The organism is Variovorax sp. RCC_210, from assembly GCF_041355175.1.
Taxonomy (GTDB): Bacteria; Pseudomonadota; Gammaproteobacteria; order Burkholderiales; family Burkholderiaceae_C; genus Variovorax.
This window is the reverse complement of the sequence record NZ_JBFUPJ010000012.1, coordinates 200,707-215,196: the sequence shown is the minus strand read 5'-3', so window position 1 is coordinate 215,196 and position 14,490 is coordinate 200,707. Positions and strand designations below refer to the sequence as shown.

The window sequence follows — 14,490 nt, the reverse complement described above, 5'->3', positions numbered from 1 at the left end:
GCGGCTCCTGGCTTCAGAGGTCGAGCACCAGGCGCGCACCCTTGGCGCGCGAGATGCAGATCTGCATGACGTTGCCCTCGGCCTTCTCGCGGGCGGTGAGCACGTAGTCGCGGTGGTCGATCTCGCCGTCGATCACCGGCACCGCGCACACGCCGCATTCGCCGCGCTTGCAGTCGAACATCGGGTCGCAGCCGTTGTCGATCAGGCAATCGAGGATGCTCTGCGCCGCTCCCACGGTGAAGCGCTGGCCCGACTGGGCGAGCTCCACCTCGAAGGGCTGGTCGCCCGCTTCGGCGACGGGCTCGGTGAAGAGCTCGAAATGCACGCGGTCGTGTTCCCAGCCGCGGGCCTGGGTGCGTTCGAGCACCGCGTCGAGCATGACCTTGGGGCCGCACACGTAGAGGCGGTCGCCGTCAGGCACGGTGTTCAGCAACGCGTCGATGTCGAGTGGCGCGCCGGCCTCGGCGTCGGCGTGCACGCGCAGGTCGTCGCCCAGCAGCGCCTGCAGCTCGGGCAGGAAGGCCATCAGCTCGCGGCTGCGGCCGGCGTAGTGCATGCGCACCGGTGCCGCTTCGGCGCGGCGGCGCGCGGCCATCGTGGCGAGCGGCGTCACGCCGATGCCGCCGGCCACCAGCACCGAACCGCCGGGGCCGGTGTGCAGTGGAAAGTCGTTCTTCGGCGCCTCGATGGCGAGGGTGTCGCCCTCTTTCAGCTGCTCGTGCATGAAGCGCGAACCGCCGCGGCCTTCGGCCTCCTTGCGCACGGCGATCACGTACTCGGTCGGCGCGTTGGTGGCGTTGCGCGCGGTCGCGAAGTTGATCAGCGAGTAGTGGCGCCAGTCGGTGGCGCCGCCAGGCAGCGACACCTGCACGCGAATGTGCGCGCCGGCCGCGAAGCCGGGCAACGGTCGGCCGTCTTCGGCGCGCAGGCGCAGCATGCGGATCAGCGGGTTCAGTGGGCGCGCTTCGGCGACGCGAAGCTGGAGCGTGGCGGTGGGAGCGGTCATCGTGCGTCCGTTGTCTCTTCTCTTCAGGCCAGGGCGTGCTGCGCCAGCGCGGCCTGCAGCTTGTGGCCGTGTTCGTCGGCGAGCGCCGCGTCGCGCAGCTCGCGCAAGGTGGCGGGCGCGAGCTGTGCGCCAGCGCGCTCGACGGCGCGCATGACGGTGTCGTAGTTGCGAATGCCGCGCTCGTGCGTGTCGCTGTAGCCCTTCACCAGGCGCTGGCACTGCGCCAGCTCGACGGCCAGCGCCGGGTTGCGTTGCGCGGTGGCGGCGATGCGCTGCAGCCATTCCTCGATGCGGCGGTTTTCCTCGGCGTAGCGCATCGTCGACAAGCGCCAACGCTTCATGGCGGCCACGGTGCGCAGCATGAGGTAGCCGCGCAACGAGCTGGTCTGGATCACACGGCCGTGCTGCGTGAAGCGCTCCACGAGCTTGCGGGGCAGGGTCGAGTTGGTGAGCCAGCGGCCGATGCCGCCGGGCAGCGTCTCGCAGATTTCCTGCAGCCGCGGGTGCATGTATTCTTTGATGGCGAGCACCTGGCCCGGCTGCACGCGCGCCTCGCCGCGCACGCGCTCGAAGCGGGTGGCGCGGGTCTTCAACGCGGCCACGCGGGCAGTGTCTTCGTAAGACATCCACAGCGCCAGGTGACGCGCGGTTTCGCGCAGCAGGCGATGGGCATCGTCGGGCAGCTTGGCAATGGCGGCCATGCGGTCGAGGTACAGCGCGGCGTAGGGCGGGTCCTGGTAATCGATGAGGCGGCGCACGCCCTCGAGCAGGAAGTCTTGCGCCGGCAGCGGAAAGTCGCGTTGCACGCGCTCGACCAGCGCTCGCACGGCCGGGTGGCGCGGCTGGGGTACCGGTGCGGCAGCGGCTGCTTCCTTCGCGGGTTCGCCGTCGTCGCCACGCTGGGCACGGTCGAACGCCGCACCGAAGGCCTTCAGGCTGGGCTTCACGCCCACGCCGCCGCGCTCGATGGTCGCCTCGAACTGCGCGCGGCTGAAGGGCAGCACGCCCGAACCCGCGAGCGCGCCGAACAGCACGGCGCTGATCACGCTGCCCGAGGCTTCCGCGGCCTGCGCCATGTCGAAGCGGATGAAGCGCTTGGCGGCGCGCGCGGTGTGCTTGAGCAGCTGCTCGCTGTCGACGCGGCCGTCGCCCAGCGCGCTTTTCTCGGCGATGGAGAACACGCGGTGCGTGGAGGCGATGAGCGTGGTGCGGTCGCTGGTGACCAGGCCGCGCTGAACGGCGCGGCCGGCCTCCATGAGTTCCGAAGCCAGCACCACGTCGACGTCGCCGGGCAGCGGCATCAGCGCCAGCACGGGGCGCCCGCCATCGGCCTGCGCCTGGGCGTCGGGGTACAGCTCGACGTAGTAGATGGTCGCGCCGGTGCGCTGGGCCACGCCCGGCACCGAGGTGGTCTGCGCCACATAGCCGTTGGCCTCGCCCATGTCGACGATCCAGTCGGCGAGCACGCCGCCGCCTTCCCCGCCCATGGCGAGGATGGCGATCTTGATGGGTTGTGCCTTGAGGGTCGTCATCGTGTCGTCGCTTCAGAAGGCATAGGCTTCGCGGCGGCGCGCCTCGCCGCGCTGCAGCCAGCCGATGACGGCGGCGCGCACGCGCTGGCGCAGCACGTCCCAGCGGCTGGGGTTGCTCACGACCTGGGCCTTGTAGAAAGAGGGACACAGCACGGCGGCATGCGACACCTCGCCGCACACGCCGCAGCCCACGCAGCTGTCGAGCACGGTGGCGACCGGGTCGGTGCGCAGCGGATCGGGGTTGGGCTTGATCGACAGCGACGGACAGCCCGACAGCCGAATGCACGAGTGGTCGCCGGTGCAGGTGTCGGAATCGACACCGAACTTCTCGCGCACCATGCGCTTGCCCTCGGCCACGGCCTTGCGCACCAGCGGCTTCTCGCGGCGTTGCTTGTTGAGCATGCACTCCGACTGCGCGATGAGCACCTTGGGGCCGCGGGTCTTGGTGGTGAGCGCGTCTTTCAGCGCGTCGCGCATGCCGGCCACGTCGTAGGTGCGGCGCAACGTCTTCACCCACTCGACACCCACGCCGCGCACGGCGCGTTCGATCTCGTGGCCGGTGCTGCGCGTCTTGTTGACGGCGTTCGACGAAAGAATGTCCTGCCCGCCGGTGGCCGAGGTGTAGTTGTTGTCGACGACGATGGTGAGGTTGTCGCTCTTGTTGAACACCGCGTTGGCCACGCCGCTGGTGAGGCCGTTGTGCCAGAAGCCGCCGTCGCCCATCATCGAGATCGCGCGCTTGCCCGCCGGTGCGTTCAGCGCCGCGGCGCCCGCACCGCCCAGGCCGTAGCCCATGGTGGTGTTGCCGATGTTGAAGGGCGGCAGGATGGAGAACAGGTGGCAGCCGATGTCCGCGCTCACGTGGTGCGCGCCCAGCTCGCGCTCGACCAGCTTCATGGCGCTGAAGATGGGGCGCTCGGGGCAGCCGGTGCAAAAGCCTGGCGGGCGCGCGTGCACCACGTCACCCAGTTCGGTCGATACGGTCGATAAGGTCGATGGCTGCACGGGTTCAGGGGCGGCATCGACGCCGATGGCGGCCACTTCCTTCAGCTGGATCACCTTGCGTACCGGCACAGGCACGGGCAGCGGTGCCAGGCGCTCGTAGCGTTCGCAGAACGTGCGCGCGCCCTTCAGCAGTTCGGAGGCCGTGTACTCGCCGGCGACGGGCAGCATGTCCTTGCCGTGCAGCGCGGTGGTGGAGCCGGCCTGGCGCAGGATGGTCGCGAGGTTCTGCTCGACGAAGTTGGGCTGGCCTTCTTCCACGATCATCACGGCGCGCTTGCCTTCGCAGAAGCGGATGACTTCGCTCTCGATGACAGGGTAGGCCACGTTCATCACGTACAGCGGCACCTGGGTGTTGCCGTACACGTCGGCCAGGCCCAGGCGCTCCAGCGCGCGCAGCAGCGTGTTGTAGCTGCCGCCCTGCACGATGATGCCGATGTCGTCGGCGTCTTCGGAGAAGAACTCGTTGAGCTTGCGCTCCTCGATGAAGCGCACGGCGGCGGGCCAGCGGTCTTTCACCTTCTCCTGCTCGTGCACGAAGCTGGCGGGCGGCAGCACGATGCGACCGACGTCCCGCTGCGGGTTTTCCAGCGCGTCTTTCAGCGTGAACCTGGCGCGCTTGTTGTCGCCCGCGATGAAGTGGCCGTGCACGTGGCACGCGCGGATGCGCAACTGGAGCATCACGGGCGTGTTGCTGGCCTCGGACAGGTCGAAGCCCTGCTTCACCGCGTCGACGATGCTCGGCAGGTTGGGGCGCGGGTCGAGCAGCCAGATCTGCGACTTCATGGCAAAGGCGTGGCTGCGCTCCTGCATGATCGACGAGCCCTCGCCGTAGTCTTCGCCCACGATGATGAGCGCGCCGCCGGTGACGCCGCCCGAGGCCAGGTTGGCCAGCGCATCGGACGCCACGTTGGTGCCCACGGTGGCCTTGAAGGTGACGGCGCCGCGCAGCGGGTAGTTGACCGATGCCGCGAGCGTGGCGGCGGCGGTGGCCTCGCTGGCGCTGTTCTCGAAGCGGATGCCGTGGTCGGCGAGGATGTCCTGCGCGTCGGCCAGCACGTCCATCAGGTGCGAGATGGGCGCGCCCTGGTAGCCCGCCACGTACGACACCCCGGATTCCAGCAGGGCCTTGGTGACCGCCAGAATGCCTTCACCGCGAAAGACATCGCCGCCCGAAAGGCGCAATTTCTTGACTTCTTCGACGAACGAACGCTCAGCCATGTGGGTCCTTGTTGTCTATCGTGGGACGATGCGCTTCAGCTGCCACATCATGCTTTCTATAATGTTGACAAATGAATGTATCCACAATCATGAATTACCCTAGACATGCAAACTGCGTGCCCGCCACATGCACGGGGTGCGTTCATGGCTGAAAAAGCCGCACCGCCCCATCGCTTCGTCGACGACTACCTGCCGGCGTTGCTGGCGCAGGCCAGCCAGCTGATTTCCTCGGAGTTCCACGAGGTGGCGCGGCAGCAGGGTTTCTCCATTTCGGAGTGGCGCGTGATGGCGTCGCTCGCGGGCAGCGAGGCCATCAGCATCGGCCAGCTCGCGCAGGTGACGGTGACCAAGCAACCCACGGTGACGCGGCTGCTGGACCGCATGGAATCGCGCGGACAGGTGGAGCGCCTGCCCCATGAGAGTGATCGCCGCATCACGCTGGTGCGCATCACGCGCAAGGGGTTGAAGGCGGTCGAGCACCTGATGGAACTGGCGCGCGAACACGAGCGGCGCGTGCTGGAGCCCTTCGGGCTGCGGCGCGCCGAAGAGCTCAAGCAGACGCTGCGGCAGATGATCGACCTGCACGTGAACCTGCCGGTGGCCGAGCAGGTCGTGGCGCCGGACGAAGACTGAGCTTGCGGGCCCCGCCTGGTCTGGCGCGGGTCAGAGGTGTGGCGGATCGGGCACCAGCACCGCGCGGCCACGGTGGCCGCGCTGCGCGATCCAGTCGAGCGCGCGCGCCGCGTCTGCGAGCGCGAAGGTCTGCACGTCGAGGTGCAGGCTGCCCTCACCCGGCTTCCCACGCTTTCCCAACCTGGCCAGCAACTCGGGCGCCGCGGCACGGCCCGCGGATTCACGTCGAAACATGTTGAGCGGCAACAGCGCCACATCGCGTTGCAGGAAGTGAGCGATGTCCAGCTGCAGCGTCGGGCCCGCCGTGTAGCCGACGAGCACCGCGCGGCCGCCCGCACGCACGGCAGGCAGCACCTTCGCCAGCACGTCGCCGCCGACGGTGTCGATCAGCAGGTCGGCGCTCCCTGCCGGGGGCGGTGCGGCGTCGGGGCTCACCGCCGTGGCCGTGCAGCCCATGCCGCTGGCCAGCTGCATCACCAGCGAACCCACGGCGCCGGTCGCGCCGGTCACCAGCACCTGCTCGCCCGGCTGCAACCTGGCCACGTCGTGCAGCGCCACCCACGCGGAGGTGCACGGCGAGAAGAAGGCGGCGCCCAAGGGCATGGACACGTCGTCCGGCAACGCGCCCAGCGCTTCGTCGGGCGCATCGATCAGCTCGCACCACGTGCCGTCGAACAGCGTGCCCAGGCCGCTGCCGCGCAGCCACACGCGCTGCCCGATGTCGTAGCGCTCGCTCGCGACCACCACACCCGCGGCCTCCACGCCCGGCGTGTAGGGCAGCGGCGGATGGCGCAGGAAGCTGCCGCGCCACACGGTGCGGTCGATGTGGCCGACCGTCGCGGCCTCCATGCGCACCAGCGTGCGTCCCGGCCGCGGCACCGGGTCCGCGCGCGTTTCCAGCACGGGCACCGCGTCGAAGCCATGGATGCGCACGGCCTTCATGGCAGCGTCGCCAGAAAGTCGAGCACCGTGCGCGCGAAAGCCTCGGGCATCTGGTCGGGCAGCGGCACCATGCCGCCTTCGATGTCGACGATGCGCGCCTGCGGCAGGTGGTGCTGCAGCTCGATGGCGTGCGGCGCGGCGAACGGGTCGAGCGTGGCGCGCACGATGAGCGCGGGTTGGGTGACGAGGCCGATGCGGTCCTCCATGCGGCAGGAGGCCACAGCGCGGTGGCCGTCCTCGACACGCTCTACCTTCAGCGCATCGCGCACGAAGGCTTCGAGCAGGTCGGGCCGGCCCGGCGGGTAGAAAGCCTGGCGTTTTTGCCACAGCGCCGCGAGGTGCGAGCCGTCTTCGCTGGGCGCGACCTCGTCGATGGGCGGGCGTTGCGCCCGCGCGCGCCTGAAGGCCTCGTCGGTGTACGGCGTCGAAGACAGCACGAGGCTGCGCACGCGATGCGGGAAGGCCGCGGCCAGCTCCAGCGCGACAACGCCGCCGGTGTGATGGCCCACCACATCGGCTCGCGGAATGTTCAACGCGTCGAGCAGCTCGCACGCCACGCGCGCCCATTGCGCGATGCTCGCGGGCACGCCGCCGTCGGCCGAATCGCCGAAGCCCGCGGTGTCCATCGCAATGGCGTGCCGGTGCGCGCCGAGCAGCGGCAGCACGGCGCGGTACTCGGCCCAGCTGCGCGGCGACTGGTGCAGCAACAGCACGGGCGGCGCGTGCGGATCGCCGCAACTCGCGCAATGCACCTGGCCCACCGACAGGTCGACGAAGGCGCGGCGGATGGTCATGGTCATGGCTGCGTCTCGTCGGCCGGTGCGCGCCACAGGCCCGCATGCCGCAGTTCGCCCAGCGTGCGCGAGAGCACGTCGCGCCGGTAGGCAGCAACGTCGCGGCCTTCGTAGTCGTAGAAGCCGCTGCCGGTCTTCAAACCGAGGCGGCCTTGCTCGACCATGCGCCCGACGATGGCCGGCGCGGTGTAGCGCCCCTTGTCGAGCGAGGCCGACATCTCGCGGCTCGCGTGGTGCAGGATGTCGCAGCCTCCGAAGTCGATGAACTCGACCACGCCCAGCGCGGCAAAGCGCAGGCCCAGGCCGTAGCGCGTGGCCTTGTCGATTTCTTCGGCCGTGGCGGCGCCCTCTTCGATCATTCGCGCGGCCTCGTTCATCACCAGCGCCTGCAGGCGCGGAACGATGTAGCCCGGCGACGCGCCGCACACCACGGGCAGCTTGCCGATGGCCTCCATCAGCGCCTTGGTGCGTGCGAGCACGGCGGCATCGGTGCCGGGGTGGCAGCTCAGCTCGACCACCGGGATCACATAGGCCGGGTTCAGCCAGTGCATGTTCAGGAAGCGCTCTGGCAGCCGCACGAACGCGGCCAGCTGCGTGACGAGGATGCTGCTGGTGGTCGAGGTGAGGATGGCGTCGTCGCGGCAATGGCGGTTGAGCTGCTCGAAGGCCTCGCGCTTGGCCTCCAGGGTTTCGGGCACGCCTTCGAACACCAGGTCGGCCGCGGCGAGCGCGTGCGGTGCGGCAGCCGCGTCGACGAACTCCACACGCGCGGCGATGCGCGCGACCTGGTCCGCATCAATGACGCCGAGCTGCGCGAGCCCCGAGAGGCTGGCGTCGATCTCTGCCCTCGCTTCATCGCGCAGGCGTTGCCACGCTGCGTCGCTGCGCTGGCGCAGGTCGACCAGCGCGATGCGGTGGCCGGCATAAGCGAAGGCGATGGCGATGCCGCGCCCCATGCGGCCCGCGCCGACCGCGGCGAAGCGGGGCGGCGCCGGCTCATTCGCCATCGTGGAGCCTCTGCCTGAGTTGCACCGCGCTCAGCCCGGCCAGGCCCAGGCTTTCGAAAGTGCGCGGGCCCTGGCGCAGGTCGCGGCCCAGGAAGCCGCCGACGATGGCCAGCAGGCCGTGCGCAATGGGCGCGTCCACGCCCGCGTGCCGCGCGGCGGAGGCCAGGAAGGCGAGGCCGAGTTCGGTGTCTTCGGTGATGTAGCGGTGCGTGTGCAGGTCGATGTTCTCGCGCCAGTCGCCCGACTTCACGAGCTGCTTGTGCGCGTCGCCATACATCCAGCGGTCGTTGTCGTAGTGGTCGGCCAGCGGGTAGTGCGGCGCGCCCTGGCCGAAGGCCTCGCGCACGGCGATGCGCTCCTGGTCGAGCCGGTCGGTCACGTCGCGCACGGCGCGCTGCGTGCCTTCGTTGTGGATGTCGCAGCGCTCGAAGTGCTGCAGCGGCGCGGCGTTCATCACCATCAGCGGCGGGTGGATGACGGGGCCGGCATTCATGAGCGCGCCCGAGAGCGCGTCGCCGCAACCGTGCACGGCCGGGTAGACGCGGCGGATCACCTCGATCGCCTGCGCCTCCTTGCGCGCCGGGTACACGCCGGTGGGCAGGCGGATGGCGCGGATGGTGACGTTCACCTCGCGCTCGCCGTGCTTGCGTGCCAGGTAAGGCAAGGTGCCGGTCTCGGCCCAGGCGACATCGGCGCGGTTGCCGGCCGCCTTCACCGCCCTGGCCATCACGTAGCTGCCGAAGGTGCCCGGCGGCAGGAAGACGACCTGGCCGTCGACCAGGTGCGGCGCCATCGCCAGCGCGATGTCGTGCTGGGCGATGGCGGGCGTGGGAATGACGATGAGCTCCGCGCCCTTCAGCGCCTCGCCGATGTCGGGCGTGGCCAGCGCAATGGCCACCTCGCGCGCGCCGTCGGCGTCTTTCAGGGTAATGGCGCCGGCGCGCACCAGCGGTTCGAGCGCCGCGGCGTCACGGCGCCACAGGCGCACTTCATGGCCGGTTTCAGACAGGTCCGCGGCGGCCGCATAGGCGCCGTGGCCGCCTCCAAGAATCGCAATTTTCATGTCGAAAGTCGAATAGCAGGTGTCGATGAACCGGCGGCCGCAGCACGGACCCGGGGGAGCGATGCCCTATTACATTACTTTTCATCGATTCAGGTGTCAACCAAAATCCGTCGAAGTCGGATTGCTCGGAAACCCGCGATCCGCCGCTTGGTCGCCAGCGCCCGCTGTTCGGTATTTCGCACAGCCCGTGCCGATGCGGGCCCCTTATCGATTGAATGGATGCTGGCTACATTGGCTGCCAGACACCCGACGAACCCCAACGGACACCAAGGAAAGCACCATGAACGACATCGGCAAGGCAGGCACATTCACCCTTGGCACGCGCACCGTGCACCGCATGGGCTACGGCGCGATGCAGCTCGCCGGCCCGGGCGTGTTCGGCCCGCCGAAGGACCGCGCGGGCGCCATCGCCGTGCTGCGCGCGGCGGTGGAAAGCGGCGTGGACCACATCGACACCAGCGACTTCTACGGCCCGCACGTCACGAACCAGATCATTCGCGAGGCGCTGCACCCGTACCGCGACACGCTGACCATCGTGACCAAGATCGGCGCGCGGCGCGGCGACGACGGCGCATGGCTGCCCGCGTTCTCGCGCGAGGGCCTGACGCAGGCCGTGCACGACAACCTGCGCAACCTGGGGCTGGACGTGCTGCAGGTGGTCAACCTGCGCAGCATGCTTTCCGTGCACGGGCCGGCGGAGGGCTCGATGGAAGAACCCCTCACCGCGCTCGCCGAACTGCAGCAGCAAGGCCTGGTGCGCCACATCGGCCTGAGCAACGTGACGCCGACGCAGGTTGCCGACGGCCGCCGCATCTGCCCCATCGTGTGCGTGCAGAACATGTACAACCTCGCGCACCGCGAAGACGACGCGCTCATCGACGAGCTGGCCAGGCACGGCACTGCCTACGTGCCCTTCTTTCCGCTGGGCGGGTTCACGCCGCTGCAATCGACGGCACTGTCAGAGGTTGCGAGCACGCTGGGCGCGACGCCGATGCAGGTCGCGCTGGCGTGGCTGCTGCAGCGCGCGCCGAACATCCTGCTGATTCCGGGTACCTCGTCGGTGGGCCACCTGAACGAGAACCTGGCGGCGGTCGACCTGCGCCTGCCGGCCGACGCGATCGCGAAGCTGGACCGGATCGCAGGCGGCGCCTGAGGCGGCCGGCCTGCTACCCTGCACGCCGCTCACTCCAACGCCCGCCCGGGCACACGACACAGATGGCCGATCTTCCGCACAGCACCGCCGCCGACCGCAACAAGCAGCCCATCCTCGACGTGCTGCGCCGCACGCTCGGCGAGCGCGGCACGGCGCTGGAGATCGCGTCGGGCACCGGCCAGCATGTCGCGTGGTTCGCGGCGGCCCTGCCCTCGTGGACCTGGCAGCCCACCGATGCGGATGCGCGCGCGCTGCCCGGCATCGCAAGCCGCATCGCGCAGGAAGGCCTGGACAACGTGCGCGCGCCGCTGCTGCTCGATGTCATGGCCGCGCCCTGGCCGACGCAGGGCGAAGCATTCGCGCAGGGCTTCGATGCCATCTACTGCGCGAACATGCTGCACATCTCGCCGCCCGCCACCTGCGCCGCGCTCATGGCGGGCGCCGCGCGGCACCTGCTGCCGGGCGGCTTGCTGATCACCTACGGCCCCTACTTCGAAGACGGCACGCCGCCCGCGCCCGGCAATCTGGCGTTCGACCGCAGCCTGCGCGAGCGCGATGCCTCGTGGGGCATTCGCCGCCTGGCGGACGTGGAAGCACAGGCCCGCCAGGCAGGGCTGTCGTTGCGCGCGCGGCATGAGATGCCGGCGAACAACCTGCTGCTGGTCTTCGGCGCCTAACGCACCGGCACCGGCTCCGCCGCCGTCACCATCGTGGCCGCGGCCAGCGCCACCGCATCAGGGCCCGCCGGAAACCGGCGCTGGCCCGACACATCGTTCGCCGCGCGCCACACCCCCTCGGCCACGTCGCTCGCGACCGTCACCGCCTCGGGGTTCGCGAACGCGGCGAACACGCCCTGCGCATACGGCGCATAGGCCGGCGGAAACAACCCGTCCATGCGCGAGCCGGCATTGCCGGTGAACCCGGTCGACGGTCCGTAACCCGGCTGCACCAGCTTCACGCCCACCCCGAAGGCCGCGAGTTCGTGCGCCAGCGATTCGGTGAAGCCCTCGATGGCCGTCTTGCTCGCGGTGTACACGGCCACCAGCGGCATCGGCGCCAGCGTGGCGCTGGAGGTCACGTTCACCACCAGCCCCGCGCGGCGCTCGCGAAACTGCGGCAGCACCGCCTGCGTCATCGCCATCACGCCGAAGGTGTTGGTCTCGAACACCTCGCGCACCGTGGCCATGGGCGTGGCCTCGAAGGCGCCCATGAGGCCGATGCCGGCGTTGTTGACCAGCACATCGATGGGCCTGCTGGCTTCTACAGCGGCGGCGATGCTTTCGGCGTTCGTCACGTCCAGCGCCAGCACGCGCAGCCGGGGCGACGCGGGCAGCAGATTTTCGCGCGGCGTGCGCATGGTGGCGATCACGTGCCAGCCTTGGGCAAGAAAGTGGCGGGCGGTTTCCAGGCCGTAGCCGGACGAGCAGCCTGTGACGAGCACGGTTTTCATGTCTGTGTTTCCTCGGTGGTTTGAACAAGGCCTGAACGATAGCCAGCATCTTTCGGACCTTCTACAATGAAAAGTCCACGATTCATTTGCGAGCGTCCACGCATGAAAGACCCGCTCTCCGACGTCATCGCGCTGCTGCAGCCGCGCGCCGTGTTCTCCAAGGGCATCAGCGGTGCCGGCCGCTGGGCCGTGCGCTACGCGGAGTTCGGCGAGCCGAGCTTCTGCGCGGTGCTCGAGGGCAGCTGCCGCCTGGCGGTCGACGGGCAGGCCGAGCTCACGCTCGCGGCCGGCGACTTCGTGCTGATGCCGGCCACGCCGGGCTTCACCATGTCGGGCTTCGAGCCCGCGGCGCCGGTGCACATCGACCCCCGGCGAGCGCCCGCGCCCACCGGCGAGGTGCGCCACGGCACGCGCGGCGGACGGCCCGATGTGCGGCTGCTGGGCGGCTACTTCGTGTTCGATTCGCCCGACGCGGCGCTGCTGGTGTCGCTGCTGCCCGCGCTGGTGCATGTGCGCGGCGTCGAGCGGCTGTCGGTGCTGGTGCGGCTCGTGGGCGAGGAATCTCGCGCGGCGCGCTCGGGCCGCGAGCTGGTGCTCACGCGGCTGGTGGAGGTGCTGCTGATCGAGGCGCTGCGTTCTTCTTCAGGCGACGACGCCCCGCCCGGCCTGCTGCGCGGCCTGGCGGACGAGCGGCTCGCCCGGGCGATGCGGCAGATGCACGACGACCCCGCGCGCTCATGGACCATGGCCCAGCTCGCGCAGAAGGCGGCGCTGTCGCGCTCGTCGTTCTTCGACCGTTTCACGCAGGCGGTCGGACTGCCGCCGATGGAGTACCTGCTCTCGTGGCGCATGGCCCTTGCCAAGAAGCTGCTGCGCCAGCAAGACCTGGCGCTGGACGAGGTAGCGCAGCGCGTGGGCTACAGCTCGGCGAGCACCTTCAGCACCGCGTTCAGCCGGCACGTAGGTCAGCCGCCCGGCCGCTATGCGCGCGCGCTGGCGGGTTGAGGCGCACGCCCTGCGCCAGGACCGCTCGGACCGCCCTGCCCACCTGGCAGCCACGCGATGACGCCCTGCGTGCGCGCCCGCACCTCGGGCGAGGCCAGGCAGGTCGCGACGGCCTCGTAGCCCGGTGCGCCCGCATACGGCGCCACGCGCGTGGGCGGGCTGTGGTTGGCCGGGCACAGGATGATCGACTCGTGCGCGCCGACGGCCGCCAGGTCCAGCACGGCGCACGAGCGCGTGAGCAGGAACAGCGGCCGGCCCTCGGCCCCGCTGCTGCGGCGCAAGTGGGCCATCAACGCTTGCTGCGTGGCTTGGTCGAGCCCCTGCTCAATCAGGTCCACGACCACGGCAGTGGGGCCTTCGGCTTCCAGGCCGGTGAGCAGGGCGAGTAAGGCGTCGGACGCCGTGGCGCCGTCTTCGAGCAGCCACGCCAGCGCCCGGTCCACGCGCAGCCGCAGGGCGGGGTCCGCCTCCAGATTCGCGGTCGCACCGCCGTTGCTCGACCGGTCCAGCCCGATGAACACCGCGCCCGGAATCTCCTGCGCCAGGCGCAAGGCCAGCCGCGTCTTGCCGCTGCCGAGCGGGCCGACGATGTAGTTCAGCGGCCGGATGTCGCGCAGCGCGAAGCGCTCGCCGCCCCATGGCCAGGGCAGCTCGAACTCCACCTGCAGCGCGGCAGCGGGCGCCAGCGCGCGCGTCAGCTCGCCCACGCTCGGCGTCTGGCCGGCCGCGAGGTCGGCGCGCAGCTTGCGGACCTTGTCGATGGCAACTTCCAGTTCACGCGTGCGGCCTTCCAGCAAGGCCTGGTGCGCCGCCAGCGCGGGCGCCAGCCCGTCGGCATCGCCGTTCAGCACGCGCGCGACCTGCGCCAGGCTGAGGCCCAGCGTGCGCAAGGCCACGATGTCGGTGCCGCGGGCCATGTGGTCGGGCCCGTAGGAGCGCCAGCCGGCCGCGTTGCGCGCAGGCGCCAGCAGGCCGCGCTGCTCGTACAGGCGCAAGGCCTTGGTGGACACGCCGAGCCGGCGGGCGGCCTCGGAAGGGTTCAGGAATCGGGCGGAAAGGGTCACGGCATCACCTCGTTGTGGGACTGATGGGCGTCTTTATGAAGGTGGCCGCAGGGGCCGGGTCAAGCGATCGGGCCGCGGGGCCTCGCGGTTGCGCAGGCGACAGCGTGCCCTGGCGCGGGCGCATCGTATCGCCAGAAAATGCGCCGCATGGACATCGAAAAATTCCCCAGCGCGCTGATGCAGACCATCGGCTTCTCGCAAGTGCTGCACACCTCGTCGGACAAGGGCTCGGCGCGCGTGCGCTTCGTCGCGCGGCCCGAGTTCGCGCACAGCAACGGCACCGTGGTGCAGGGCGGGCTGGTCACGGCGTGGCTCGACTGCGCCATGGCCTTCGCGGTGAATGCCAAGGACCCGACGGCCAGCCTCGCCAGCCTGGAGCTCAAGGTGTCGTTTCTCGACCGTGCCGAGGTGACCACCTTCGAGGCCGAGGCGCGCATTCTTCGCTGGGGCCGCAGCGTGGTCTTTCTCGAGGCCGACCTGTTCGCGCCGGACGGCCGCCTGGTTGCGCGCGCTTCGTCCACGGGCAAGCTGGTCAGGGCGCCGGCCTGACACAGGCTGACACAGGCTGACAAAGGCGCTGGCGGCGGCGCTCAATCGCACGGCTGGAAGCGCTGGCAG

General features: G+C 70.2%; 14 protein-coding genes. 5 read left to right on the top strand and 9 right to left on the bottom strand.

Annotation, left to right across the window (positions count from 1 at the left end; all coding sequences use genetic code 11):
* Positions 1-13: 13 nt before the first annotated feature.
* The 3 genes from AB6807_RS28270 to AB6807_RS28260 are packed head-to-tail and all read right to left on the bottom strand — an operon-like array spanning position 14 to position 4,761.
* The gene (locus AB6807_RS28270; protein ID WP_371087149.1) at positions 14-1,006 is read right to left on the bottom strand and encodes a 2Fe-2S iron-sulfur cluster-binding protein; all 993 of its coding nucleotides are present in this window, start codon (positions 1,004-1,006) and stop codon (positions 14-16) included.
* A gap of 23 nt (positions 1,007-1,029) precedes the next feature.
* A complete protein-coding gene (locus AB6807_RS28265; protein WP_371087148.1) occupies positions 1,030-2,538 on the bottom strand; it encodes an indolepyruvate oxidoreductase subunit beta family protein in 1,509 nt (502 codons plus the stop codon).
* A 12-nt stretch (positions 2,539-2,550) separates the two neighbouring features.
* Positions 2,551-4,761: a thiamine pyrophosphate-dependent enzyme gene (locus AB6807_RS28260; RefSeq protein ID WP_371087147.1), complete on the bottom strand. Its 2,211-nt coding sequence runs from the start codon at positions 4,759-4,761 to the stop codon at positions 2,551-2,553.
* Positions 4,762-4,905: 144 nt separating this feature from the next.
* Between AB6807_RS28260 and AB6807_RS28255 the strand changes: the two genes are divergently transcribed.
* Complete coding sequence (locus AB6807_RS28255) at positions 4,906-5,394, top strand: MarR family winged helix-turn-helix transcriptional regulator (protein WP_116910029.1); 489 nt, start codon at positions 4,906-4,908, stop codon at positions 5,392-5,394.
* A 30-nt stretch (positions 5,395-5,424) separates the two neighbouring features.
* Here the strand turns inward: AB6807_RS28255 and AB6807_RS28250 are convergent, their stop codons facing one another.
* The 4 genes from AB6807_RS28250 to AB6807_RS28235 are packed head-to-tail and all read right to left on the bottom strand — an operon-like array spanning position 5,425 to position 9,200.
* Entirely contained in the window at positions 5,425-6,336 is a 912-nt protein-coding gene (locus AB6807_RS28250) for a zinc-binding alcohol dehydrogenase family protein (protein WP_371087146.1), read from the bottom strand.
* Positions 6,333-7,130, bottom strand: coding sequence for an alpha/beta fold hydrolase (locus AB6807_RS28245; protein ID WP_371087189.1), 798 nt, complete (start codon positions 7,128-7,130; stop codon positions 6,333-6,335). Before AB6807_RS28245 ends, AB6807_RS28250 begins: the two co-directional genes overlap by 4 nt.
* Positions 7,131-7,132: 2 nt before the next feature.
* A complete protein-coding gene (locus AB6807_RS28240; RefSeq protein WP_371087145.1) occupies positions 7,133-8,137 on the bottom strand; it encodes a 3-hydroxybutyryl-CoA dehydrogenase in 1,005 nt (334 codons plus the stop codon).
* Positions 8,127-9,200 carry an NAD/NADP octopine/nopaline dehydrogenase family protein gene (locus AB6807_RS28235; protein ID WP_371087144.1) on the bottom strand — a complete coding sequence of 358 codons (1,074 nt, stop codon included), beginning with the start codon at positions 9,198-9,200 and terminating at the stop codon, positions 8,127-8,129. The genes AB6807_RS28240 and AB6807_RS28235 overlap by 11 nt, the downstream gene beginning before the upstream one ends.
* A 280-nt stretch (positions 9,201-9,480) precedes the next feature.
* Here AB6807_RS28235 and AB6807_RS28230 point away from each other — a divergent pair, with 280 nt between their 5' ends.
* Complete coding sequence (locus AB6807_RS28230; RefSeq protein WP_116910131.1) at positions 9,481-10,353, top strand: aldo/keto reductase family oxidoreductase; 873 nt, start codon at positions 9,481-9,483, stop codon at positions 10,351-10,353.
* 62 nt (positions 10,354-10,415) lie between these two features.
* Positions 10,416-11,030 (top strand): DUF938 domain-containing protein, encoded by a 615-nt coding sequence (locus AB6807_RS28225; RefSeq protein ID WP_371087143.1) that lies wholly within the window; start codon positions 10,416-10,418, stop codon positions 11,028-11,030.
* Here the strand turns inward: AB6807_RS28225 and AB6807_RS28220 are convergent.
* On the bottom strand, positions 11,027-11,803 hold the full coding sequence (locus tag AB6807_RS28220) for an SDR family oxidoreductase (RefSeq protein ID WP_371087142.1): 777 nt from the start codon (positions 11,801-11,803) through the stop codon (positions 11,027-11,029). The genes AB6807_RS28225 and AB6807_RS28220 overlap by 4 nt on opposite strands.
* Positions 11,804-11,905: 102 nt before the next feature.
* Here AB6807_RS28220 and AB6807_RS28215 point away from each other — a divergent pair, with 102 nt between their 5' ends.
* Positions 11,906-12,808 (top strand): cupin domain-containing protein, encoded by a 903-nt coding sequence (locus AB6807_RS28215; RefSeq protein WP_371087141.1) that lies wholly within the window; start codon positions 11,906-11,908, stop codon positions 12,806-12,808.
* Here AB6807_RS28215 and AB6807_RS28210 read toward each other — a convergent pair.
* Complete coding sequence (locus AB6807_RS28210; protein ID WP_371087140.1) at positions 12,784-13,872, bottom strand: MerR family transcriptional regulator; 1,089 nt, start codon at positions 13,870-13,872, stop codon at positions 12,784-12,786. The genes AB6807_RS28215 and AB6807_RS28210 overlap by 25 nt on opposite strands.
* Before the next feature lie 147 nt (positions 13,873-14,019).
* Here AB6807_RS28210 and AB6807_RS28205 point away from each other — a divergent pair, with 147 nt between their 5' ends.
* Positions 14,020-14,421 carry a PaaI family thioesterase gene (locus AB6807_RS28205; RefSeq protein WP_165840346.1) on the top strand — a complete coding sequence of 134 codons (402 nt, stop codon included), beginning with the start codon at positions 14,020-14,022 and terminating at the stop codon, positions 14,419-14,421.
* Positions 14,422-14,490: the final 69 nt, after the last annotated feature.

Bases quoted from the DNA above. Each gene is read 5' to 3' on its own strand.
- AB6807_RS28270 (WP_371087149.1), bottom strand. From the start codon at position 1,006: ATGACCGCTCCCACCGCCACGCTCCAGCTTCGCGTCGCCGAAGCGCGC.
- AB6807_RS28265 (WP_371087148.1), bottom strand. From the start codon at position 2,538: ATGACGACCCTCAAGGCACAACCCATCAAGATCGCCATCCTCGCCATG.
- AB6807_RS28260 (WP_371087147.1), bottom strand. From the start codon at position 4,761: ATGGCTGAGCGTTCGTTCGTCGAAGAAGTCAAGAAATTGCGCCTTTCG.
- AB6807_RS28255 (WP_116910029.1), top strand. From the start codon at position 4,906: ATGGCTGAAAAAGCCGCACCGCCCCATCGCTTCGTCGACGACTACCTG.
- AB6807_RS28250 (WP_371087146.1), bottom strand. From the start codon at position 6,336: ATGAAGGCCGTGCGCATCCATGGCTTCGACGCGGTGCCCGTGCTGGAA.
- AB6807_RS28245 (WP_371087189.1), bottom strand. From the start codon at position 7,130: ATGACCATCCGCCGCGCCTTCGTCGACCTGTCGGTGGGCCAGGTGCAT.
- AB6807_RS28240 (WP_371087145.1), bottom strand. From the start codon at position 8,137: ATGGCGAATGAGCCGGCGCCGCCCCGCTTCGCCGCGGTCGGCGCGGGC.
- AB6807_RS28235 (WP_371087144.1), bottom strand. From the start codon at position 9,200: ATGAAAATTGCGATTCTTGGAGGCGGCCACGGCGCCTATGCGGCCGCC.
- AB6807_RS28230 (WP_116910131.1), top strand. From the start codon at position 9,481: ATGAACGACATCGGCAAGGCAGGCACATTCACCCTTGGCACGCGCACC.
- AB6807_RS28225 (WP_371087143.1), top strand. From the start codon at position 10,416: ATGGCCGATCTTCCGCACAGCACCGCCGCCGACCGCAACAAGCAGCCC.
- AB6807_RS28220 (WP_371087142.1), bottom strand. From the start codon at position 11,803: ATGAAAACCGTGCTCGTCACAGGCTGCTCGTCCGGCTACGGCCTGGAA.
- AB6807_RS28215 (WP_371087141.1), top strand. From the start codon at position 11,906: ATGAAAGACCCGCTCTCCGACGTCATCGCGCTGCTGCAGCCGCGCGCC.
- AB6807_RS28205 (WP_165840346.1), top strand. From the start codon at position 14,020: ATGGACATCGAAAAATTCCCCAGCGCGCTGATGCAGACCATCGGCTTC.